This is a genomic window from Acinetobacter sp. YH12205 (genome assembly GCF_013418125.1).
GTDB lineage: Bacteria > Pseudomonadota > Gammaproteobacteria > Pseudomonadales > Moraxellaceae > Acinetobacter > Acinetobacter towneri.
Window position 1 is genome coordinate 255,085 of record NZ_VPCQ01000002.1, and the last position, 23,003, is coordinate 278,087.

17 protein-coding genes are annotated in these 23,003 nt (G+C 41.8%); 5 read left to right on the top strand and 12 right to left on the bottom strand.

Annotated elements, in window-relative coordinates; all coding sequences use genetic code 11:
* Window positions 1–84: 84 nt before the first annotated feature.
* Together FTU92_RS03585 and FTU92_RS03590 are read right to left on the bottom strand one after the other, a co-directional pair.
* Window positions 85–4,596, bottom strand: a complete 4,512-nt coding sequence (locus FTU92_RS03585; protein WP_180095643.1) for a translocation/assembly module TamB domain-containing protein — start codon at window positions 4,594–4,596, stop codon at window positions 85–87.
* A gap of 21 nt (window positions 4,597–4,617) precedes the next feature.
* Window positions 4,618–7,422: an autotransporter assembly complex family protein gene (locus FTU92_RS03590; RefSeq protein ID WP_180095645.1), complete on the bottom strand. Its 2,805-nt coding sequence runs from the start codon at window positions 7,420–7,422 to the stop codon at window positions 4,618–4,620.
* 175 nt (window positions 7,423–7,597) lie between these two features.
* On the opposite strand from FTU92_RS03590, the gene FTU92_RS03595 reads away from it, so the two are divergent.
* Window positions 7,598–8,917, top strand: coding sequence for an MFS transporter (locus tag FTU92_RS03595; protein ID WP_167846059.1), 1,320 nt, complete (start codon window positions 7,598–7,600; stop codon window positions 8,915–8,917).
* 4 nt (window positions 8,918–8,921) lie between these two features.
* Window positions 8,922–9,557, top strand: coding sequence for a 2-polyprenyl-3-methyl-6-methoxy-1,4-benzoquinone monooxygenase (gene coq7 / locus FTU92_RS03600; protein WP_180095647.1), 636 nt, complete (start codon window positions 8,922–8,924; stop codon window positions 9,555–9,557).
* A gap of 313 nt (window positions 9,558–9,870) precedes the next feature.
* On the opposite strand, the gene FTU92_RS03605 is transcribed toward coq7, so the two are convergent.
* From FTU92_RS03605 to FTU92_RS03640, 8 genes are all read right to left on the bottom strand, one after another.
* Window positions 9,871–10,308: a 2-amino-4-hydroxy-6-hydroxymethyldihydropteridine diphosphokinase gene (locus FTU92_RS03605; protein WP_180095649.1), complete on the bottom strand. Its 438-nt coding sequence runs from the start codon at window positions 10,306–10,308 to the stop codon at window positions 9,871–9,873.
* Window positions 10,265–10,645: a dihydroneopterin aldolase gene (folB, locus tag FTU92_RS03610; protein WP_019838257.1), complete on the bottom strand. Its 381-nt coding sequence runs from the start codon at window positions 10,643–10,645 to the stop codon at window positions 10,265–10,267. The genes FTU92_RS03605 and folB overlap by 44 nt, the downstream gene beginning before the upstream one ends.
* Window positions 10,646–10,797: 152 nt before the next feature.
* Window positions 10,798–12,096 (bottom strand): AarF/ABC1/UbiB kinase family protein, encoded by a 1,299-nt coding sequence (locus tag FTU92_RS03615; RefSeq protein ID WP_167846465.1) that lies wholly within the window; start codon window positions 12,094–12,096, stop codon window positions 10,798–10,800.
* Window positions 12,097–12,154: 58 nt separating this feature from the next.
* Window positions 12,155–12,883 (bottom strand): HesA/MoeB/ThiF family protein, encoded by a 729-nt coding sequence (locus FTU92_RS03620; RefSeq protein WP_136144394.1) that lies wholly within the window; start codon window positions 12,881–12,883, stop codon window positions 12,155–12,157.
* A 163-nt stretch (window positions 12,884–13,046) separates the two neighbouring features.
* Window positions 13,047–13,757, bottom strand: a complete 711-nt coding sequence (locus FTU92_RS03625; protein ID WP_004973205.1) for a hypothetical protein — start codon at window positions 13,755–13,757, stop codon at window positions 13,047–13,049.
* 255 nt (window positions 13,758–14,012) lie between these two features.
* The gene (locus tag FTU92_RS03630) at window positions 14,013–15,659 is read right to left on the bottom strand and encodes an AMP-binding protein (protein WP_131260808.1); all 1,647 of its coding nucleotides are present in this window, start codon (window positions 15,657–15,659) and stop codon (window positions 14,013–14,015) included.
* A 276-nt stretch (window positions 15,660–15,935) separates the two neighbouring features.
* Window positions 15,936–17,072 (bottom strand): acyl-CoA dehydrogenase family protein, encoded by a 1,137-nt coding sequence (locus FTU92_RS03635; protein WP_004973203.1) that lies wholly within the window; start codon window positions 17,070–17,072, stop codon window positions 15,936–15,938.
* A 148-nt stretch (window positions 17,073–17,220) separates the two neighbouring features.
* Window positions 17,221–17,991 (bottom strand): 3-hydroxyacyl-CoA dehydrogenase, encoded by a 771-nt coding sequence (locus FTU92_RS03640; RefSeq protein ID WP_004973201.1) that lies wholly within the window; start codon window positions 17,989–17,991, stop codon window positions 17,221–17,223.
* Between the two features lie 142 nt (window positions 17,992–18,133).
* Between FTU92_RS03640 and FTU92_RS03645 the strand changes: the two genes are divergently transcribed.
* The 3 genes from FTU92_RS03645 to FTU92_RS03655 all read left to right on the top strand — a co-directional run bounded on the left by FTU92_RS03645 (window position 18,134) and on the right by FTU92_RS03655 (window position 20,885).
* Entirely contained in the window at window positions 18,134–19,159 is a 1,026-nt protein-coding gene (locus FTU92_RS03645) for an AraC family transcriptional regulator (protein ID WP_178865887.1), read from the top strand.
* A 260-nt stretch (window positions 19,160–19,419) separates the two neighbouring features.
* Window positions 19,420–19,770, top strand: coding sequence for a hypothetical protein (locus FTU92_RS03650; protein WP_004973198.1), 351 nt, complete (start codon window positions 19,420–19,422; stop codon window positions 19,768–19,770).
* Between the two features lie 203 nt (window positions 19,771–19,973).
* Window positions 19,974–20,885: a bestrophin family protein gene (locus FTU92_RS03655; RefSeq protein WP_167846065.1), complete on the top strand. Its 912-nt coding sequence runs from the start codon at window positions 19,974–19,976 to the stop codon at window positions 20,883–20,885.
* A gap of 114 nt (window positions 20,886–20,999) precedes the next feature.
* On the opposite strand, the gene prmC is transcribed toward FTU92_RS03655, so the two are convergent.
* Both prmC and prfA read right to left on the bottom strand, forming a co-directional pair.
* Window positions 21,000–21,830, bottom strand: coding sequence for a peptide chain release factor N(5)-glutamine methyltransferase (gene prmC / locus FTU92_RS03660; protein ID WP_131260809.1), 831 nt, complete (start codon window positions 21,828–21,830; stop codon window positions 21,000–21,002).
* Window positions 21,830–22,918 carry a peptide chain release factor 1 gene (prfA, locus tag FTU92_RS03665; protein WP_004973192.1) on the bottom strand — a complete coding sequence of 363 codons (1,089 nt, stop codon included), beginning with the start codon at window positions 22,916–22,918 and terminating at the stop codon, window positions 21,830–21,832. Before prfA ends, prmC begins: the two co-directional genes overlap by 1 nt.
* Between the last annotated feature and the right edge of the window lie 85 nt (window positions 22,919–23,003).

Consider the following 23,003-nt stretch of genomic DNA (forward strand, 5'->3'; position numbering starts at 1 on the left):
AAAAGTTGACATAAATACGAAACTATCCATGCACAAGCTTAAAAAATGCGCTCTGATAGAACGCATTTTTAAGTGAGGTTGCCGTTAGAAGCGCCAGTTATAGAAAATATCCACTGCGCGTTCTAAAGCTTGACTAGCTTCCAAATACAGTCGTTTATTCATTTGATAACGCAAAGTCAACTTATTGACAGGTGTGAAAACCCCCACGCCATAACGAATAAACAAGTCTGGGGTGATATAACCCGTCAAACTGACTTGGGTATCATCGCCTGTACCTTGGGCATCAAGTGCCAAACCACTTAAACCGAAGGTACGTCCAATTTGATTGGTCAAGGCACGTGTACCACCCAATCCCATACTAATACCTGCCGCTGCAATAGTATTGTTGACGTCTGACTTAAAGCTTTCGGTCTGACTCAAACCACTGGTACCTTCATTGATACGACCTGTAATCAAGGCATTTAATGCTTCTTGTTCAGATAAGCCTGCATCGTTATACACTTGAATGTTCGGACTGCTGGCTGTGCCTGTAACTCTAAAGCCGACCATGCTGCCCTGTACATTTTTATTGGCATCCATATCTAAAGTTGGGTTAGAAATTGGGCCATTAAAACGCGCAATGGCACGGTTCAAATCCAGACTTTGTCCATAGGCTTCAATTTTCACACGCTGGCTGACCCCAATCGCACCATTGGCACGCATCGCAGTTTCTAAACCACGTTGAGATAAATACAAACGTCCAATCAGTGGAATACGGCTATTAAAACCTTGGAAAATGACCCGATCACCCAAATTCAATTCAAGATCGGCACGAATATCCCATGGACGAGCTGAACGTAATAATGCCAGTTGATCTTGTCCTTCATGTACCACACGCACATCCGAAGACACGTTAACCACAGGTGCAGACACTTCAGGCATAGAAATTAAAGCCCGAGGTACATCTACACGTCCTTTTAAACTCAGTTTTTTCTGGAAAGGTAAAACATCTAAGGATACATCTGGCGTAATCATTGCAGTAATTAGCGGTGCTTGACGAATTAATAAGTCTTTACCGTTTAAATTTAACTGAATACGCGGATCATTTTTCCAATCCACACTGCCCGTTAAACGCCCTACACCACCACCGCTGTTAAATGCGCCATTAATGCTGGCTTGATCTTGGCGGATAGAGGAATAGACCTGCACATTGGTCAGATTTACAGGTAACGAAATCATGCTGATCGCACCATCTTTCAGGCGCATTTCACCTGTGAGCAATGGTGAAGTTAAAGTCCCATTGATCTTGCCAGCAAAGGACAAAATGCCTGCCATTGAGCGCACATCGGCAATAAACGGTTTAAAAACTTTAAGTTGTACCTGATCAAAGGCAATTTCACCGCGCATTGGCATGTTTTTAGTGTAAGGATCAATCAGCACATTGGCATAACCTGTACCAATTTCAGGTGTTTTCACATCTATGCGTAATTTCAAGCCTTCGGCAATGCTTTTTGCGACCACAGCCACTTGTTCATAGCGCAAGGTTGAGCCTATATCTTGTGGATCGTCCGCAGCAAGTCCAATGACGCCATCACGCGTGACCAAATGTGCATCAATTTTTGGCTTCTGTCCTTTTGCCCACGCCGCTTTGGCATACCCATTAACCTTGCCTGTAATCGCCAAACCTTCAGGCATAAATGCAGAAAAGTCATTTAAGTCTAAGTTTTGAGTCACAAATGATGCATTGGCTTTGGTTTTACTCACACGAATAGGTTGATCAAAACACAATTGGCTTTGCTGACTCATCCAACAATGCGCACCAACATACAACTCACTGGTTCTATGTTGATATATCACGGCTGCGTTTTGGCGCTGTGCCAAGTGGGTTCTTAAGGAGTCAAAATCTCCTTTCTGAATTTGTCCCATCCAATCATTTTGTGCATTTAAACCACCCGCCAATTGTACATAAAACTTACTCAGCTTATTTTCGGCTTCTAGTTTTAAAATATGTGCCTGACGTGTACCTGCTAAAGAAATCTGCCCTTGCTCGATGCCACGGTTGCCACTGCGTAAATTTTCCATGGATGCCGTCATCAGCGTTGGCGTATTTTCAGAGGTTGGCAATTCACCTTGTAGGCGCAATTTACGCACGCTGAAAATATTATTTACACTGAACTGATCAACAGCGAAATTGGCAGTGGCTTGTAAGCGTGGCTGCGACTGCACATTGATATAGCCATACGCACGTCCACGTAAACCTGAATAGATTTCGTATAAAGCAGGCGCATTGACTTTAATACGCAGATTTTGTGCATTCCCCGTTGCTTGTAACTGATTTTTGGCATAAGACAAAAATAGATTATTGGCTTCAAACTGTTGTGGTAAAAAGCCTTTTTGATTAGCATCAATCAACATGGCTAAATTCCCCGTACCACGTACAGGTTTATTATTGAGCATGCCTGCCAAATTCAGACGTTCAATGTTGATCCGTTTTTGAGTGTCTGACCAAATACCTTGAGTGCGAATATTGCCCGATAATTCACCACGTACACTGGACACAAAATAGTGCGGCTTAAAGCGAATTAAAGAAGCGTTTAAATTCCAGCTCACCCCCTGATTCAAATGCAGCAAACCATCCGCCACAATTTGCCCTGCAACACCATTATGGCGTAAGTCGCTAATTTTAATTAGTTCCGGCGTACCCGATAATTTTAGTTTTAAATGTCCTTCACTGCCTTGAATGGCACTGGCATTTAACCCACCATCATAATTCACGGCAAAACTTTTAAAGCCACCACCAGCTTTCACATCATGGAACAATAAAGCGATGGTGCTTTGCCCAGTTAAATGTACGTTTTCATTTTGATTGACCAAACGCCCTGTCAAATTAATATCTTTCAAATGAATAATTTGCTGATTCGGCAATGCAAAACCATTGGCTTTAAACTGCCCATTTAACACATTAACAGGTGCTGCGGTGCTGATACTTTGCGGATTAAAGTTTTTCGCAGCCAATACCGCATTCCATTTCAACTGACGTTTATCAGTTGGTAAATCAATGACGGCGCTGCCTGCCAAATGACTATCTGCAGTATCAAATTTAAAATTAGGAATATTTAAACGATTATTCTTTAAATTCAATTTGGCTTGGTACATGCCCGCAGGTAACATGGTTTTTTCATGTGTGCTGACTTTACTCGCCACAAAAATATCTTGCTGACCTTCTACCAAGGCCAATTGCACATCACCCGATTCACTTTTCAACCAACCCACATACGGCACAGCACGGTCTATGTTGTTCCAGCGCACATCAAGCAACATCGGATTTGCCGCTTTGCCCTGCGCAGGTTTTTGATCGAGTTTTAAATTCCAAGTTTCATATTGGTCAAAATCGACTTGTGCAGTTAAGTGTGTGCCTTTTTCCAAATGACCTTTAGATGCTAAATTGGCATCTAAACTTGGCGGTAAAAAGTCTTTGACCACTTGAGGAATTAGTGGATCTTTAGGATTAATTTTATCCAGACGTCCTGTTAAATCCCAATTGACTTTTTTATCCCAACTGACAATGCCCACTACATTGGCAGCACCTTGCATAAGTTGTGCATTTAAATTACTGATATTCAGTTGATGAACTAAATCGGTATACATCAGACCTGTATATTGACCTTTAGGGATGTGTTTACCGCTCAAATCCGTATTGACATCAATATCTAAACGCTTGATATCGCCTTTAAATTTAGCTGCACCTGCTTGGGTAAAAAGTTCCTGCTCGGTCAAAATAGGCCAACGGTAGTTTTTAAATTGTAACTCACCAAACATTGGCACTTGCTTACGCATTGGATGCAACACTACCCATCCCGTGAGCAAATCAGGCGTATTTGTTGCAACACCCGCCTGAATCGTGTCGAGTGTGCCTTTGCCTACTACTTTAATATCGTGAATATTTAAGCTGTCATGTAAAGAGGGAATATTTAAATCACCCACCACATTAAGCGGATATTTACCTTCAAATTTCATATCGCCTGTGGCATTGCGTACATTCAAATATCCCATATCCATATTGGAATCTTCAAATTTCAGTTCTGTACCCGACCACAAGGCATTATTTAAATGAATATCGTAAAAATCGACCTGCGTACCAGAGGCGGTTTGAATCAATAAATGATCGACATCGGCAGTATCTAAACGCAAAACAAAAGGTAAGCGAATTTCATTGAATTTGAATGGATCATCACTTGGTGGGCCTTTCGGATAAATCCGCAGATTACGCACATCGGCACGATTGAGATGGATTTCTTTATCTAAAATGGCACGCCAACCAAGAATGACATCGGCACGGTCAATTTTGACATCAACAGGTTTTAAACTGACGATGATATTGCGCAGAATAATCCCGCGCCATAAATTACCGCCTTCATATTCATAATGAATAATTTCTTGGCGCTGCAATACGCTGTCTAATAAGAACTTTGAGCCACGGTCTGTTGAGAACATCACCACCAAAGCGGACACCAATAACACCAGCATCAACAGCAGTGACAGTAAAACACTCCTGAGTATTCGACGCTTTTTAGGTGGCGTTACTGGAGTTTCTGGTTGCTGTTCAACTTCAGCCATAATGTTCTCTAAGTCTTAAATTTATAGTTGAGAGCCAATAAAGAAATGTAAACGGATTGGATGGTTATCATCTGAAATACCAGAAGCCACATCAATCCGAATTGGGCCAATTGGTGATGCCCAACGTACCCCCAAACCTACGCTATATTCGGTGTCGTTGCTAAAGTCTTTATCGTAAGCATTACCAAAATCACTAAATACTGCTGCGCGCCACCCCTCTTTAAATTGATAGTTATATTCTAATGAACCAACCGCCAAAGCCTGACCTCCAATTTTAAAGCCTTCAATTTGTGGTGTTAAAGACTTGTAGTCAAAGCCACGTAAAGACTGGTCACCACCAGTAAAATAACGCAAATTATAAGGCACTTTATTAAAATCTTCGGTGTAGATATAACCTAAGTCACTGCGTCCGACAAACTGATGATCGTCATTTTCACCCAATGAATAAATAAAACGCCAACCTGCATTTAGAATGGCTAAATCTGCATCGCTGAGCAGTGATTCACTCCCCAGTTCTATTTTATAAATTTGGCGGAAACCTTTGCTTGGGTTAACACGACGGTTACTGTCGGTACGTGAAACTTCATAGCCAAGCAATAACGATTGTTGCTCGACATCACCATTGGCAATAAACGCATCAGGCACTTTTTCCAAAAATACAGTGCCATCTTCAGTTAAGCGATCCAGTCGATAACGCAAGCCAAAAGTATGTTGCCAACTGCCCATTGGGTTTTTAATCACACGGTCTACACCTGCAACCGCAGATTCAATCATCAAGCCGCCACCTTGTGCAACATCGTCACGTTCTTCACGCTCATAACCGCCAACCAACGCGACATAATCATTCAAGGGATGGTTATAAGGAATATTATAACGTCCATCAATGGCTTGACGAATTTGCGAAAGCTCTAAGTTGGCATCGAAAGAGTGACCACGTTTATTGACAATGGCACGGCGATATTGCCCACGCAAACGCACACCTGTGTCAGTTCCGTAACCTGCACCGACTTCGGCACTATTTAAGCGGTCTGCATTTAAAGTCACAATCACAGGAATTTTTTTGTCTATGCGTGCTTGCTGTTTTAAGCGTTCTTCTTCTGATTGTTTGTCTTCTTGCTGTGCTTGTAGCATGCGCAGCTTATCGTTGCTCGCACCTTCTTCTGTGCCTGCAAACTCAGCTTCATTCACCACAGATTGCGTCACTTCCTGAGATGACACCACCCGTTTTTGATCGACGACTGTGGCATCGTAAACAGAGAGTTTTTGTTGATCGACCAAAGCCTGAATATCAGGCGGTAATTCCAAAGGATACTCGACAGGATCAGGACGGATCGTATCAACTAAGGTGTAGTTGAAATAACGCGAGTTGGTGAGGTTATTGGCCAAACCATTTACACGCCAAAAAGTATAGTCAGCATTGTCCTGCCAAGTGACCATACTTTGCAGAATATCCATATCCAAAGGGAATTCTTGATTTGGATCGCTCATACGAAATTCAACATTTCCGAGTTTATAACGCTCGCCTGTTTCATAACGTAAATTGATATCGGCTGTATTTTGAGGTTGAGCGACTTTAACGTCATGCAAACGCCAGTAACTGTCAAAATAACCGTTATCTGAAGCGGCATCGGTAATTCGTTTTTTGGTTTGCTCATACAAACCATGATTAAACACATCATCTACTTCTTGATCAGGCAAGACACCAATAACCTGAAATTGTGCCTCGTATTGTCCTTCACCTGTAAATTCAATATTTTGCTGTTTAATCGCCACAGGTGGATTTGGCACAACCTGCACACGCACGCGGCTATCACTGAGTTTTTCAAACTTAAACTCGGCATTATAAAAACCCACCGCCTGCGCAGCCTGATTTGACAACGTACGCAGTTGCGGCAATGCCGATGGAAAATCTGCAAAAGACTCCTGGGTAAAACTGGACAGTTTGGCCTTAATATTGGCACTTAACTGATCTACCGCTGTACGATAAGCATCGGGCGATACCTCTCCAATTGAGTTTTGTGTACCATTGGCGCCTTTTGCGGTAATGACTACATCTGCACTAATACGCGGCACTTTGGCTGTATTTAGCTCACGCGGTGGACGGACTTTATACAGTAAACGTCTGAAAAAACCGAGTTTATCGGCATTTTCGACCTGCGTCATCCAGCCCAATTCAGTCATTAAGGTATCGTTAGGATTGGCTTCCACTACAAAATTACTGTCTGCCTGAATATTGGTTATGAGCCGATCGACATTTACAGGCGCTTGATCAATTTGCAGTAGCTCCTGCTGTGTTGCGTCTTTAACCAACGTTTCTGGCACTTGACCATTGCGGTCTAGCATCGCTTCTTGTTTGGCTTGTTCTGCCACCTGAAAAATTTCATTGGCAAGCCCCTGATCTACAGGTGCAATGGGTAAATCTTCTAAGTCTTCAAATTCGATAGGCTGAAATTCAGCAAAAGATGCCCCTGCCTGTTGTTGCTGTTGCAGCATTTCTAGACTATTAAATTCAGGTGTTTGCGCTTGCTCTAAAGCTTCTTCTATTTTTTGTAGATCTTGGGCACTGTCTTTACCTTGTGCTGCTGCCAGTTGTTTAATTTCTGCAGCTAAATTTTGTGCTTCTTCTGCAGTTGGAGTCTGTAGCGGTACAGGATTTTCAGCAAGCTGAGCGTTTGAATTGGGTACAGTAAGACTTTCTGCAAAACTTGAAGATGCAACTAAACCTAAAAACAGACTTAGTCCGAGCTTTTTCGGCATATTCCAGCATAAAATTGCATGCATACTGGAACACAGTACTGATTTTTTAAAGTTTGTATTTACAAGCATAAAAAACTCTAAACTGATTTAATTTTTATGGAAAAACCCCAATGAACCCGCGTACAAACACCAATTTATTTGATTTTTTCATCAGTGAAAAGACTTGAAACATCATACATGATTTTCTGTACTATTATATCAAGCGGTCACATTTCTTAATAAAACTAAACGAAGTTAATCACGCATGGAAAAAAATGAACATTTGTTGAGGAGTCGTCGCTTTTTGCCGACGTTTCTCACTCAATTTTTTGGCGCACTCAATGATAACGTGTATAAACAAGCGCTGCTTTTAGTCTTTACCTATGGTCTGATTAGCCAGCAATCTGCAAATGTCAGCACCTTGAACAATTTAGCAGCCTTGTTGTTTATTTTGCCGTATTTTATTTTTTCTGCCACCGCAGGGCAATTAGCAGACAAGTATGAACGTGCCCAATTGGTGCGTGCCATCAAACTGCTTGAAATTGTCATCATGCTGATTGGTACCGTTGGTTTTATTTTAGGAAATTTGTGGCTATTGCTGATTGCCTTATTTTTAATGGGCGCACAATCGACCTTTTTTGGCCCAATCAAATATGCCATTTTGCCTGAAGTACTCAAACCGCATGAACTGATGTCGGGCAATGCAATTTTCCAGTCAGGTACATCCATTGCAATTTTATTGGGGATGATTTTAGGCGGTGCAGTGATTTCGGTATCTGCAGGCAATTTAGTCTGGATTAGCTTAACTGTGGTGATTATTGCACTAATTGGTTATGCTTCAAGTCGTTTTGTGCTGACGCAGCGCGTCACGGCACCCGACATTCAAATTGACTGGAATTTTTTCCGTACCAGTTTCCAGACTTTAAAATATGCCAAAAGCCTGCCGATGATTTTTCTAATATTATTGGGCAATTCTTGGTATTGGTTTTATGGGGCAACGTATTTAACCCAAATTCCACAGCTCACTCAACAAAACTTGCATGCTTCTGAAAATGTGGTGAGTTTATTACTGACACTCTTTTCTGTCGGTATTGGCGTAGGTTCTTTGCTCTGCCGTAAAATAGGCGGTACCGAGGTCAATATTAAAATGGTGCCTATTGGCGCAGTCGGTTTAACCGTCTTTGCTTTTTATTTGGCAGGCACATTGGCTTTTGTACCAGAAAAAACAGGCGCACTACTGGGCTTAGCCGAAGTCTTTCAGCAAGGCTGGAGTTATTATCATGTCATGTGTGCAGTCACTTTACTGGGCATTAGTGGCGGTTTTTACATTGTGCCCTTGTATGCCATGATGCAAGCCTATTCCCCTCGCTCGCACCGCGCACGTGTGGTCGCAGCCAACAATATTTTAAATGCGGTATTTATGGTGTCATCTGCCATTTTTTCGATTTTAATTTTAAGCATTTTAAAAATTGATTTAAAAATTTTATTTAGTATTACGGCTGTTTTAAGTGCTGTTTTCACCTTTTGGCTCTTGTTAAAGCTCAAGCCAATGTTAGATACTGCACAGGACTCTTTGGAGGATTAATTTCATGCGTCATTACACAGGCATCGACAAGTTTATTCATTCATTTGACCAAGCCTTACGTAGTTTAGTACCTGGCACAACTTCGGCTCAACGTGAAAACCCGGGCAATACGGTTGAAACCAAATTGGCTGTGAGTGAAGCACGTCATGTTGCAGGCTTAATGCGAGTAAACCATAGTGGTGAAGTCTGTGCACAAGCCTTATATCACGGTCAGGCTTTAACTGCGAAATTGCCCAATGTACGTCGTGAAATGGAACAGGCTGCAATTGAAGAACAAGACCATTTGGCGTGGTGCGAAGACCGCTTAAAAGAGTTAGACAGTCACACCAGTTTGCTTAATCCTGTATGGTATGGCTTGTCTTTTGGGATGGGTGCAATTGCAGGTATTGCGGGCGATAAATACAGTTTGGGTTTTGTGGCAGAAACTGAACGTCAAGTCAGCTTGCATTTAGAACATCATATTAGCCAATTGCCTGAACAAGATGATCGTTCACGTAAAATTCTAGTCCAAATGAATGAAGATGAATTGCATCATCGCGATACGGCGCTCAAAGCAGGTGGTGTAGATTTGCCTGTACCTGTACGTTTGACCATGACTGCGATTTCCAAGCTCATGACCAATACCAGTTATTATATTTAATGAATTGATAACACTTAAACGCTCACAATTGTGGGCGTTTTTTTATGTCATTGGAATAGAAAACATCTCGATTAAAACGATCAAAAAATAACAGAGAAAGAGCCGATTTTGAGTTATCCCAAGATTTATCCGCAGATTTTGTGGATAGTTTTTAAGTGCAAAGCCGTATAAATACAGAAAAATATTATTTTTGATGGTTTTTCATACAAACATATCAGCAAGATATGACACAATGATGTAAGCCGAAATCAGATCACGTTTCACAGCCAAAATTTAAAAATGCATCACTGATCTGCCAATTTTACTGGCTGATTTACTCTTCACAACTCACAATGGGATAGTCATGCGCAGAATGCACAAAAGCCTCATCTTGCCAAATATCCCACATTGGAATTTTAACATCTAAAGCAAGTGGCATTTTTTTCGGATTGAATTGCATTTGAGCTAAATTTTCACCCCACGCAATAATATCAATATCCAGCGGAATGTCATGCGATGGGCGCAGACGCCCTGCTGCAACTTCCAATTCCTTAAGGATGACGTTTAGATGCTCAAAGCTTAAACGGCTTTTTAGCAAACAAGCAGAATTCCAATAGTCTGCACCAATCCCATCACGGCATGGAATCAGATAAATATGCGAAAATTGCACTTCACCCAATGCAGCAATTTGCTGATAGGCACTTTTAAACTGACGTGGTGCTTCGCAGTTACTCGCCAAAGCGAGAGCAAAAATCGTTTCGGTGGCGTTCAAGACGAATTCCTACAGAATTGGCTTCTGGAATAATGGCAGGTTTGCGAATGGTGATGGTAATGGATTCAACTGCGGCAAAAGTCGTAAAAAGTGCATCCAATACCAATTGTGCTGCATGCTCAATCAATTTGGGTGCAGCCTGCTGAATCACTTGCGCTGAAATGCTGCAAATTTCTGCATAATTGAGCGTGTCTTGCAACTCATCTGAAGCTGCAGCTTGGCTTAAATTGGTGGCAATGATCAAATCCAACATGAGTGGTTGTTGAATTTGACGCTCCCATGCAAAACAGCCGACGACTGTTTCCACCTTTAAGCCTTCAATGATAATTGCATCCATGACCACACTCTATATTTCATTTTAAATCCTTCTATCTCTGTCTATTGAAAGGGATATTTGCCGTATTTTAAAGCCACACTGAACTCATAAAACAAAAGATCGGTGGCTTTAAAATATGCAACCAGAAGGCTTGATTCGCCCAATATGGATAATTAATGCTTTAACAACAAATTCGGATCAATGCTTTGTACCATCTGCAATCGTTGATCGGCATAAATATCGGTATAAGGTGCTAAAACGCGCATGAAACGGTCAAAGTACAGCATTTGCTTGAACAGTAAAGCAAAGTCACGTGGGAAACGAATCCCATGACGCTCACCCACAGCAACCATATCGAGCATAATGTCATTTAAATCGGCAGGGTTAGAAGTCAGCAACTCTTGAGGATCGGCCAGCAATACGCCACTAAATAAACGCTCTAAATCTGCTGCCAAAACCTGAGTATCAATTTGCTTGTCGGTCATGCCCATTTTGAGCATATTTTCAGCCATAAGCGTGTAGTTGGTATTTTGCAAGGCATCCATAAAGGCCATACAAGCAGTCCACACTTCAGGATTTAGCTGTCCGACAATACCAAAATCAATAAAGCCGACACGCCCATCTTCAAGCAACATCAGGTTGCCTGCGTGTAAATCGGCATGGAAACTGTTACACATCATCAAACTACCGAACCATGTATTCATGGCAGTAATCAATACTTGCGATGGGTCGTTAGATACTTGTTTCACCACGTCAAAATCGGTCAAAGGTACGCCATACAAACGCTGCATGGTCAATACGCGACGGGTGGAATATTGATGATAGACCTTAGGTGCAGTGGCTTTTTTGTTTTGGGTCAAATTCAGATAATTAATAAAATCATCTAGGTTACGCGCTTCTTCAATAAAGTCGACTTCACGCACCATACGAGTTTTGATTTCTTCGACAATATCGGCCAATGACGCAAATTTGACTTTAGGTACTGCTTTTTCGAGCAGTTTAGTCGCCCAGTGCAAGACGTTTAAATCGGTATAGAGAATAGTTTCTACCCCCGGTTTTTGCACTTTAATCACCACATCTTCGCCACTCACCAATTTTGCAGCGTGTACTTGTGCAATAGATGCTGAAGCTAGAGGCTTTTCATCTATTGAGGCAAATATTTCATCTAAATTGCGCCCTGCAAATTCAGATGCCAATACTTGCTGCACATAGCTAAACGGTAAAGTTGGGGTTTGGTCTAAACAACCTTGAAATTCTTCTACATATTCACGTGGGAACAATGACGGCGTACTGGCAATAAACTGCCCAAGTTTAATGTAGGTTGAACCTAAAGATTCAAATGTTTCGCGCATGAGTTTGGCATTACTTGGCTTTTCAGTGGCATATTTAATGCCTGCTTTGGCTGCCACTACGGCAGTTTCACCCATGCGAGCAACTGAACGTAAACCATCTAACCAGATATTATTTTTCATCATGTCTGAGTCATATTAAAGTAGTGTGAGTTTATCAAAAAATTGCCAAGTAAAAAGGCTATCTTGCCTGACAAACTAGACAGTTGTGGTCTTGATCAAACGACAATAAGCGTTGTTTCATGCTTAAACCATCCCAAAGTAATAGCTTTTGTTTCAGCGCGGTGTTGCCTAAACCCAAGTACAATAAGGCATGATGCGCTTGCAAACTGGCCATGACGTTCGGTGTAGTTGCCAATACGCCACTGTCGGCACAGCGTAAACTTTCATTGGCATGCTGTTCTTTCGGGAACAGACATTCATAGCAAGCAGAATCACCTTCGACCATGAACATTTGCCCTTGAAAACCAATGGCAGAGGCACTGAGTAAAGGTACATTCAATTGTCGGCAATATTGATTGACCAAATATCGGGTACTGAAATTATCACAACCATCTAAAACTAGGTCTTGTTGGGCAACTAAAGTGCCTGCATTTTGCGCATCTAACAGCGTGGTTAAACAAACAATCTCGATATAAGGATTAATTTGCATTAATCTTTTTGCGAGAATTTCGGCCTTATAAAAGCCTAAATCTGCGGGGGTATAGGCGATTTGTCGTTGCAAATTACTGGTTTCAATCACATCAGCATCAATCAGAGTGATTTTTCCCACGCCTGCACGTGCAAGTAATTCTGCGCTTAAACAGCCAATCCCGCCACACCCCACAACAAGTACGTTGGCCAGTTTTAATTTTTCTTGGGCTTCAATATCCCAGCCATCCAATAAAATTTGTCGGCTATATAGATGCATTTCTGCATCGCTCAATTTCAACTGAGTATCGAATATGCTTTCCAAGAAAATGCCCTATTCTGCAAAACCAAAACGCCAAGTATAACGGGTATTCAAAGCAAACCGCCATGACGGCGGTTGAATTGTTGCGTATTTGAACAGATGGAGATGTGCAACGACTTGCTTAAAAGTGCATCCGCATGCCTACGTTATAAGTAACGCCATCGGCATCGCCTATATATTCATTATAATAGGCAATTCCACCATTCCAGTAACATGCCGTATTCCCGACTTTGTCTGAGGTTGTCCCATCTTTACAGGTGGTATTCGAGGTGCTGTCATATAACCATTTATAACCGGCAGTGGCGTAAATCGAGAAATCAGGAACAAAGTTCAAACCGACTTCTACGCCCACAGGTAAAGTGACAAAATTGACATCATTGGCAAGCAGCTTTGAACTTGCGCCGCTATAACCTAGACCTGCGTATGTATTGAAATAAAAACCATGATAGCTGATCAGGTTTAAATTACCACCCATATTGAATTCATAATAATCCAAATCGTATTCATTGTTTTTTAAGAATTCCAATCTGCCATAAAAACCTGAGCGATGTGGCGTGGTGGAAACACCCAAAGCAAAACCATCTAGTTCTACTGTATCGCCACTGTCAAAATCTGCTTCAAAATTGGCGTATTCGGCAAAGACTGCATAATTTTTTTGTGGCGTTTTTGCTGCTGGATAGCTGGAATAGGCTGTACTTTCAGCAGTTGGCGCTGGGTTCCAGTTTTGTGCATAACTGCCAGAGGCACACAACAGTAAAGCTGCGCCCATCCATATCGACTTCGTAAATATCCGCTTTGACGGCTGCGTGAAATTTAAATGAGCTGTTACCATGATGTTCTCCCCCAATATGTATTGCGCTGCCTACATGCTTTTATCGTAATCGAAGTACATGCAGCCTTGTTCATTGTGTCAGCATAAAGTTGAAAATATCACATCACCAATATGATGCACACATTTTCTATCGATTGAGTTCGTGCTTGCATAATCGGGTGGTTTAAATAAAGAATACAGATTTAAAAAAACGCCAATCTGTATGAATGGCGTTTTTCTTATGGCGCAATAATTAACAGGGCCTATTGGCTGAATTTAGCTCACTTTTTTAAAAGCATTTTGTTTTGCAATTTCTTGTTGCTTCAATAAATTACGCTGAATTTTTCCACTGGATGTTTTAGGCAAACTGCTGACAAATTCAATTTCTTTAGGATAGGCATGTTTCGATAAGCGTGAACGCACATACTGTTGCAGCTTTTCCTGCAATGCAGTGCTTGGTTGATATTGATTTTTTAACACCACAAAGGCTTTTACCACTTCTGTACGCTCTGGGTCTGGCTTACCAATTACTGCGGATTCAAGCACTTCCTCACATTCAAGCAAAGTACTTTCTACATCAAAAGGCCCGACACGATAACCCGAAGTTGTAATGACATCGTCTGCACGACCAATAAAATCAATCCCACCAAATTCATTTAAACGTACCGTATCACCCGTTAAATAATACTGTCCCACAAATGATTTACGGTCATCCCCATCGTAACCTTTGAACCACATTAAAGGCGATTGTGATTCATCCAGTGCAAGTGTGCCAATTTCGCCGTGAGCGACTTCCTGATGCTGTGCATTTAAAACCGCGAAACGATGTCCGGGAATAGCATAACCCGCAGAACCTACTTTTTTCTGATGTTCCAGTGCATGATGATTGGCAATCACCATCCCCAATTCGGTTTGTCCATATTGATCATAAATATTGACTTGTAAATCATGCTTAAACCAATGAATCACTTCTGGTGTGAGCGGCTCGCCTGCACTGCTAACCACACGCAGATGTCGTTGAATATCACCATCAAACTTTTCTTTAAAACCAAAGAACATTCTAAATGCGGTTGGTGAACCTGTTAAATTACTCACCTGATATTTACGGATAATTTCCAGTGCATGATCAACACTAAATGGACGTTCATCCATAATAATGCTATGCCCCAAACTCAGTGGCCCTGTAATACCGTAATACAAGCCATAAGCCCAACCAGGGTCGGCTAAATTCCAAAATGAATCTTCTGCTCTTAAATCGACTGCATGCTGCATATAACCTTTAAATGCCACAATGGCTTTTAAAGGCACAGGTACAGATTTAGCTAAACCCGTAGTGCCTGATGTAAACATCATCAGAAAATCATCTTCAAAACTGCGATACACGGTTTCAAAGTAAGTGTCTTGAGTGCTTAGAACTTGCCAAAAATCTGTATCATGGTTTTGAGCTTGATTTGCTGCGTCCACAGTTAAAATTTTCACATTAGACAAGGCATTTAGTTTTGGACGCTGCTCAGTATTGGTCACAATGAGCTGCGTCTTTGCAGTTTGAATACGGTGCTCAATCGCTTTAGATTCAAAGGCTGTAAATAAAGGCTGATACACTGCCCCAATGCGCCATGTGGCAAAAACCGTAATTAACAATTCAGGCGTACGCGGCAATAATCCTGCAATACAATCACCTGCTTTTAAGCCCAGTTGAGTAAAATAATTTGCCAATTTTCCAGATGCTTCTGCCAGTTGATCAAATGTCCACGATGCAGTTTGACCGTGTTTGCCTTCCCAAATTAAGGCAGTTTGTTGAGTACCCGTATAGCGTCCGCAACATTCTTCATAGGCATTAAGTGCCGTTGGCGTTCCTGCCAATTGGGTTTGAATCAGTTGCTCAATATCAAACTGTTGATATGCCTCTTGCAAAGTTTTCATTCTTTTAAGCTCCGTCTTAAACTGATGACACTGCAATTCATTTGCAGCAATATGCGTTATTGTTTTAACCGTTTTTACAAGTTAGGATTGAATCGCTCTTTAAAATTTAAATTAGGTTTGCTGTGTTGAAGTCGATCATGCAACGCAATCACGACATGATCTTCGCGTATTTTTCAATCAAGTTAGCTAAACATGATTTGAACATTTTCTCAATTTCCACATCCTGCAATAATCTTGCAAGCTTTGGACACCGACTAAAGTTTTAGATACTCAGCTTTAACGCTTAGTCACTTCACGTGCAATCACCAAACGCTGAATATCGGATGCACCTTCATAAATTTGGCTAACGCGCACATCGCGGTAAATACGTTCAACTGGGAAATCAGATACATAGCCATAGCCCCCATGTATTTGAATCGCATCTGAACACACACGCTCTGCCATGGTTGAAGCAAAAAGCTTGGCCATAGATGCTTCTTTTAAACACGGTAAGCCTGCATCTTTGAGGCTTGCGGCATGTAGAATAAGCTGTCGTGCAGCTTCAATCTGTGTTGCCATATCTGCCAAGCGAAACGCGACTGCCTGATGTTGCACAATTTCAACTCCAAAAGCTTTACGCTCATTGGCATAGTCCACGGCTGCATCTAAAGCTGCTCGCGCCATACCCACCGATTGCGCGGCAATACCAATACGCCCCGACTCTAAATTAGAGAGTGCAATTTTGTAGCCTTCACCTTCTTGCCCCAATAGGTTTTCTGCAGGAATACGGCAGTTTTCCAACACGATGGTGGCGGTATCGGAACAGTGCTGTCCCATTTTGTCTTCTAAACGTGCCACGATATAACCTGGTGTGTTCGTCGGGACTAAAAAGCAGGAAATGCCTTTTTTACCCGCAGTTTTGTCCGTTACAGCAAAAACTAAAGCAACATCTGCATATTTGCCTGTGGTGATAAACTGCTTGGTGCCATTTAAAACCCAATCCTCGCCATCTTTTTCAGCTTTACATTCAATCGCGCTGGCATCAGAGCCGACTTGTGGTTCAGTTAAACAAAAGCAGCCTAACCATTCGCCTGTTGCCAGTTTAGTTAAATATTTTTGTTTTTGCGCCTCTGTGCCGTAGCGTTGTGTAATTCCGCATGGCAATGAGTTTTGCACACTCACAATCGTTGAAATTGCACCATCACCCGCAGCAATTTCTTCTAAGGCTAAAACGAGAGATACATAATCTAAACCTGCACCGCCCCATTCTTCTGCAACGGTCATGCCCAAAGCACCTAGCTCACCTAGTTCCTTTAACTCCTTTGCAGGGAATTCAGCAGTTTTATCACGTGCTGCTGCAGTTGGTTTAAGCTTTTCCTGTGCATAACTGCGCAGCATATCCTGAATCATTTTTTGTTCATGGCTTAAAATCATGGTGACCCTCTGTGTATATGGTAGATGTTGTTTTTGTCAGGAATGCGCGCAACATCCTTGTTCTGTATTGCAACGGTTTTTTAGTATCCAGTTTTTCAATACTTGAATTTTTGCTTAGGCTATTTTATGGAGATAGCATCGTCATAACTTATTTCGGTTGCATACGAATTGCGCCATCCAAACGAATCACTTCACCGTTTAAATAACCATTTTCAAAAATATGACCCACCAATTGCGCAAATTCTTCAGGCTTTGCCAAACGTGGTGGAAATGGCACCATTTGCCCTAAAGCATCTTGCACATGCTGTGGAAATGCTTTCAGCATCGGGGTTTCCATAATACCGGGGGCAATCGTCATCACCCGAATGGCTTCACGTGCCAATTCACGTGCCAAAGGCAGCGTCATCCCCACAATTGCACCTTTCGATGCAGAATACGCACTTTGTCCAATCTGCCCATCAAATGCTGCAACCGAAGCAGTATTCACAATCACACCACGCTCTTCTTCATCGGCGGCTAAGTCATATTTCGCCATCAGTTGTGCCGCAAAACGGATCATATTAAAACTGCCCGTGACATTAATATTCAGCACTTTTTGGAACATTGCCAAATCATGCAAACCATCACGTCCCAAGACTTTGGCAGACGGTGCAATGCCTGCACAATTCACCAAGCCATTTAACTGTCCGTATTTTTGCTCAATATGGTTAAAAAGCTGCTGTACTTGGTTTTCATCGGTCACGTCTACAGCTACGAAGTCTGCATTTTCGCCCAATTGCTGTTGAAGCTGCTGCCCAAGTTCTTGATTCATATCAACCAAAATAACTTTTGCACCTTGCGCAACTAAATGTTGTGCAGTCGCAGCGCCTAAACCCGATGCACCACCCGTGACCACACAGACTTTTCCTTGAATTTTCATTTTATTTTCCTTATAAATTTTCAGGTTGATACAACTTAAGAAACAGATTAATCACACTCAAGCTAGAGTACAATTTCCAAACCCTGCATCGACTATGATGTATTTGAACACTCAACTTGTAAATGGAATACCACGCCATCCCATGAATGCAACTCAGCTCACTTACAGCAAAGGTACAATTTCAATTGCTTTAGTCCATGAAGCTTTGCATACTGCACAGCAACGCGGTATGGATACGCATGCGATTTTGCAGACGGCGGGTATTCCTGCAGAGCTGTTACATTCCAACAAAGCGAGGGTGTCAATTCTGCAATATGGTCAATTGTGGATTGCACTGGCAGATGCCATGAACGATGAATTTTTTGGCATGGACAGCCATGCTATGCGTCGTGGCAGTTATCAACTCTTGTCTAAATGGGTGTACCAAGCAGAGCATTTAAAGGCCGCATTACAGGACATTTTAAATTTCTTTAATTTAATACTGGATGATTTTTCAGGTGAATTAAACGTAGATGGTGAATATGCAATCTTAACCATTCACGATAAAGATCAAGTGAAACCGATGTTTAGTTATGCCACTTATTTAATGCTGATTCATGGCTTGATGTGCTGGCTGACAGGACAACGTATCGCTATTTTAAACATGCAACTCAAATGTGCTGCCCCGCAGGATGATGCTGATTATCGTGTCCGTTTCTGTGATGAAATTGAATATGCGTGTACAGCGCATAAGATTTATTTTGAGGCAAAACATCTTGATTTAAAAATCAAGCAGGATAAAAAAAGTTGGAAACGCTTTTTAAAACAAACACCTTTTAACCTTTTGGTGCGTTATAAAAACCCACATGCGCTGAGTCATAAAATCCGTAAACAATTAATGCGATTGCCGCCGAGTGAGTGGTTAGAACTGAACGAATTAACCCAACATTTCAATATGTCTGAAGCGACGTTCCAACGGCGTTTAAAGCAGGAAGGCACCAGCTATCAGCAATTAAAAAATGAAATCCGTCGAGATACGGCAATTGAATTGTTGAGCAAAACCCAACAATCACTTCAGGAAATTAGCGATCAATTAAATTTCCATGATCCTAGCGCTTTTCATCGTGCCTTTAAAAAATGGACTGGGGTCAATCCTGGGGCATATCGACAATATACCGAAAGCTCATAATTGAAAGCTCATAATTGCGTGACTTATCACCTACTACTCAGCCACTATTTTGTGTATTTTACAAACAACTTAATTATAAAAGAAAACTCATCGCTGTGATTTCAAGGTTGAGCAGTGAACTGGACGTTCATCGGCACTGCATTGTCAAAGTATTAAATTTAGTTTACTTTTCAATCAATTTAAAGCATAAATTTTATGCAATTCGGCTGTCATACTCCCCCTGTAATATTAAATGTACGAGCATCTTTGGAGGTTTCCCCATGCTTAAGATGATGGATGTACTTGAACACAATCTAGTTCAAAATTTCTCTCACTCCCTCAACCAAGCTTCTGAACAATTAGATGAATTACTCAATCAAAGTATTCTAAATACCTCAGAAGAGCAGTTACGTAATGTCATGTCTGCGTTTTTCAAACGTGAAGATGCACTTGAAGCAGCGCAAGCCCTAGATATTTGCCAAGAAGATTTACAATCTTTGCAAGCGGGTTTGGCTCTCAAAGATGAACACCTGTGCGATACCGCTAAAATTGTTGCGCTATGTTTGGCTTTAGAAACAGACAGTTTGGCACAAGTTGAAATTCCTGACTGTTTGCAAGATTACCCGATGTAAACTAAAACTTCGGGTATTCATTTGCTGAAAGTATTTAAAAAGTGATGTCTTCATGGCATCACTTTTTTATTGGCTGTTGCAATAATAAATAAGAAAAATTGACTTTAAGCCGCTTGCTGCTTTTTGAATCAAAAGCTAGCTATCATCTTGCCAAGCGTTGTTTGTCTATGAAACACTAAGGACAGCTTCAAGGATGCATCAAGATGATTATTCGCAATAAAAACAACAGTTTTACCCTACTGTTTGCATGGTATGGGACAATTTTACCTACGGTCTTACCTGCGCTTGCAATTGTGGTCTTCCTTTCTACGGTTTTGGTGTACTTATCTTCTCACCACTTTTTTCAAGTGCCGAGCGTACCAGCCATTGGCTTTACCATTTTCGGTATTATTTTGTCTATTTTCCTCAGTTTTAGAAATAACGCCAGTTATGAACGTTGGTGGGAAGGTCGAAAATTGTGGGGGACGTTAATTGCAACATCACGGCATATTTCACGTGACTCATACGTACTGCCAGATCAACAGCGTCGGGTCTTGATGTATCGGGTCATGTTGTTTAGTAATTTATTGCGTAACCGTTTACGCAATCAAAACCAACCTATCGATTTTTATCAAAACAAAGTCAACCTCACATCTGCAGATTATGAAGCATTATTTCCGCATATTAATGCCGCACTGTTTATTTTAGAAAGCATTCAAAAAGAGTTAGTCAGCGCACTGAAAACAGGTGAAATTTCCGATATTATTTATCAAGGCTTGAATCAACATATTGTTGAATTGGGTAATGTGCAAGCAGGTTGCGATCGAATTCTCAGCACACCCTTGCCTTTTTCTTATTCAGTCTTGTTGCACCGCACTGTGTATTGCTTCTGCTTTATTCTGCCTTTTAGTTTAGAAGCAAGTTTAGGAATCTGGACACCAATTTTGGTGGGTTTAATTGCCTATTTATTCTTAGGTTTAGATGCTCTCAGCGAACAACTTGAAGAACCTTTTGGCCTGCAAGACAATGATTTACCGCTCAACTCCATGGTGCGATTAATTGAACGGGAAATGCTGAGTTCACTTGGCGAAGAACTGCCACCTGCAATTTTGGCAGTGAAAGGCAACCTAAGCTGACATCAGTTGAGTTGAGGCTCATAAATTGGTCTTGCACTTAAACTTTGCTAATCATTCGTCTATGTTTGCAAGCTGATAAATAGATCTCACAAGATTTTTAACTGATATAACACATCAGCCAGCAAGCCATTGTGCTAAAGTCACCCGATCATTGCCTGCATAATCTTTGACTGTACGAATGTCAGAAAAACCGTGTTCTGCAAAAATCGCTTGCACTGCTAAAGCTTGGTCATAGCCATGCTCTAGTGCAATCCATCCATTTGCTTTCAGCCAGTGCTTACCCTGCGAAATAATCTGCAGAATATCTGCCAAACCCTGATCTGCTGCCACCAATGCACGTTCAGGCTCTGCTGCCAAAGCAGACATGTGTGCATCATTAGCATCTATATACGGCGGATTAGATACAATTAAATCAAAACGTGGCTCGGCTGCTGAACCCAATGCCTCAAACCATGCACCACAGGCAAATTGCACCTGATTTAAAGCATGCTTGCTTGCATTTTCTTGAGCAACTGCAAGCGTTGGCAGGTAAATATCGGTTGCGGTTACCTGCCAATCTGGACGTTCAGATGCTAAAGCCAAAGCAATCGCCCCTGTACCTGTGCCTAAATCGACAATTACAGCATCACGTTGTAATGACAAAGCCAACACAGTTTCGACCAAAACCTCGGTATCAGGACGTGGCACCAAAGTATCGTGCGTGACTTTTAAATCCAGTGTCCAAAATGGCTGTGAACCTGTGATATACGCCAAAGGCTCGCCTGCTGCTATACGTGCCAAAGCCTGCACATACATCTGCTCTTGCGCGGCACTCAATTCCTGATCTGCACGATATTTTAATTCAAGCGCACTGAGTCCTAAAAAATGCTCTAACAACCAAATATTTTCTTGACGCTCATAGCTATCGACTTCACCACGTAGCGCCAAGGCTTGTGCAATATTCATTAACCACCGTTTTGCTGAGCAAGCATCGCCAACTGATCTGCCTGATATTCACGATGCAGACTATCTAGTAGTTCAGTTAAATCACCTTCCATCACCGCATCCAACTTATATAAAGTCAGGTTAATACGATGATCTGTCATACGTCCTTGCGGATAGTTATAGGTACGAATACGCTCAGAACGGTCACCCGAACCCACCAAATCACGACGCATTTCTGAAGTTGCTGCATCTGCTGCAGCACGTTTGGCATTTTCCAAACGTGATGCCAACAACGCCATCGCTTTCGCTTTGTTTTTATGCTGTGAACGCTCTTCCTGACATTCCACCACAGTACCCGTCGGAATGTGGGTAATACGCACAGCAGAGTCGGTTTTGTTGACGTGCTGACCACCCGCACCCGAAGCACGATAGGTGTCGATACGCAAATCGGCAGGGTTAATATCTACCGTGGTGTCTACATCTACTTCAGGTAAAATTGCCACAGTACACGCTGATGTATGCACACGACCTTGCGATTCAGTCGCAGGAACACGTTGCACACGATGCGCACCACTTTCAAACTTCAAACGGCCATACACGCCTTCGCCATTCACCAAGCAAATGACTTCTTTATATCCGCCGTGTTCACCTTCATTTTCAGATAAAATTTCGATTCTCCAGCCCTGACTTTCGGCATATTTGCTATACATGCGGAATAAGTCACCCGAGAAAATCGCGGCTTCATCGCCACCTGTCCCTGCGCGAATCTCCAAATAAGCCGAGTTGGCATCATTCGGGTCTTTTGGAATCATTAAAATATTTAAGTCAGCTTCAAGTTGCTGAATCAGCGCTTTATTGTCTTTAATTTCTTCTTGCGCCATTTCCTTAAAGTCAGGATCAGACAACATTGCTTCGGCTGTTTCAATATCGGCTTCGGCTTGTGTGTATTGTGACCACACTGCCGTAATTTCGTCTAAATCACTGTGTTCGCGTGATAATTGACGAAAACGCTTGTTATCTGAAATCACTTCAACATCTGCCAACAAAGCAGTCAATTCTTCATGGCGGTCAGAAAGCTGATCTAATCGTAAACGTAACGATTCTTTCATTGTTTAAAAAATCTCAATGCAAAGGCTGTTACATGCAACACGCAGCACAGCGAAATAAAAAATTGCGCATAGTTTACCGATTCTA

Excerpts from the sequence above, each read along its gene's own strand:
- FTU92_RS03585 (WP_180095643.1), bottom strand. The coding sequence starts at position 4,596 with ATGGCTGAAGTTGAACAGCAACCAGAAACTCCAGTAACGCCACCTAAA.
- FTU92_RS03590 (WP_180095645.1), bottom strand. The coding sequence starts at position 7,422 with ATGCTTGTAAATACAAACTTTAAAAAATCAGTACTGTGTTCCAGTATG.
- FTU92_RS03595 (WP_167846059.1), top strand. The coding sequence starts at position 7,598 with ATGGAAAAAAATGAACATTTGTTGAGGAGTCGTCGCTTTTTGCCGACG.
- coq7 (WP_180095647.1), top strand. The coding sequence starts at position 8,922 with ATGCGTCATTACACAGGCATCGACAAGTTTATTCATTCATTTGACCAA.
- folB (WP_019838257.1), bottom strand. The coding sequence starts at position 10,645 with ATGGATGCAATTATCATTGAAGGCTTAAAGGTGGAAACAGTCGTCGGC.
- FTU92_RS03615 (WP_167846465.1), bottom strand. The coding sequence starts at position 12,096 with ATGAAAAATAATATCTGGTTAGATGGTTTACGTTCAGTTGCTCGCATG.
- FTU92_RS03620 (WP_136144394.1), bottom strand. The coding sequence starts at position 12,883 with ATGCATCTATATAGCCGACAAATTTTATTGGATGGCTGGGATATTGAA.
- FTU92_RS03625 (WP_004973205.1), bottom strand. The coding sequence starts at position 13,757 with ATGGTAACAGCTCATTTAAATTTCACGCAGCCGTCAAAGCGGATATTT.
- FTU92_RS03630 (WP_131260808.1), bottom strand. The coding sequence starts at position 15,659 with ATGAAAACTTTGCAAGAGGCATATCAACAGTTTGATATTGAGCAACTG.
- FTU92_RS03635 (WP_004973203.1), bottom strand. The coding sequence starts at position 17,072 with ATGATTTTAAGCCATGAACAAAAAATGATTCAGGATATGCTGCGCAGT.
- FTU92_RS03640 (WP_004973201.1), bottom strand. The coding sequence starts at position 17,991 with ATGAAAATTCAAGGAAAAGTCTGTGTGGTCACGGGTGGTGCATCGGGT.
- FTU92_RS03645 (WP_178865887.1), top strand. The coding sequence starts at position 18,134 with ATGAATGCAACTCAGCTCACTTACAGCAAAGGTACAATTTCAATTGCT.
- FTU92_RS03650 (WP_004973198.1), top strand. The coding sequence starts at position 19,420 with ATGCTTAAGATGATGGATGTACTTGAACACAATCTAGTTCAAAATTTC.
- FTU92_RS03655 (WP_167846065.1), top strand. The coding sequence starts at position 19,974 with ATGATTATTCGCAATAAAAACAACAGTTTTACCCTACTGTTTGCATGG.
- prmC (WP_131260809.1), bottom strand. The coding sequence starts at position 21,830 with ATGAATATTGCACAAGCCTTGGCGCTACGTGGTGAAGTCGATAGCTAT.
- prfA (WP_004973192.1), bottom strand. The coding sequence starts at position 22,918 with ATGAAAGAATCGTTACGTTTACGATTAGATCAGCTTTCTGACCGCCAT.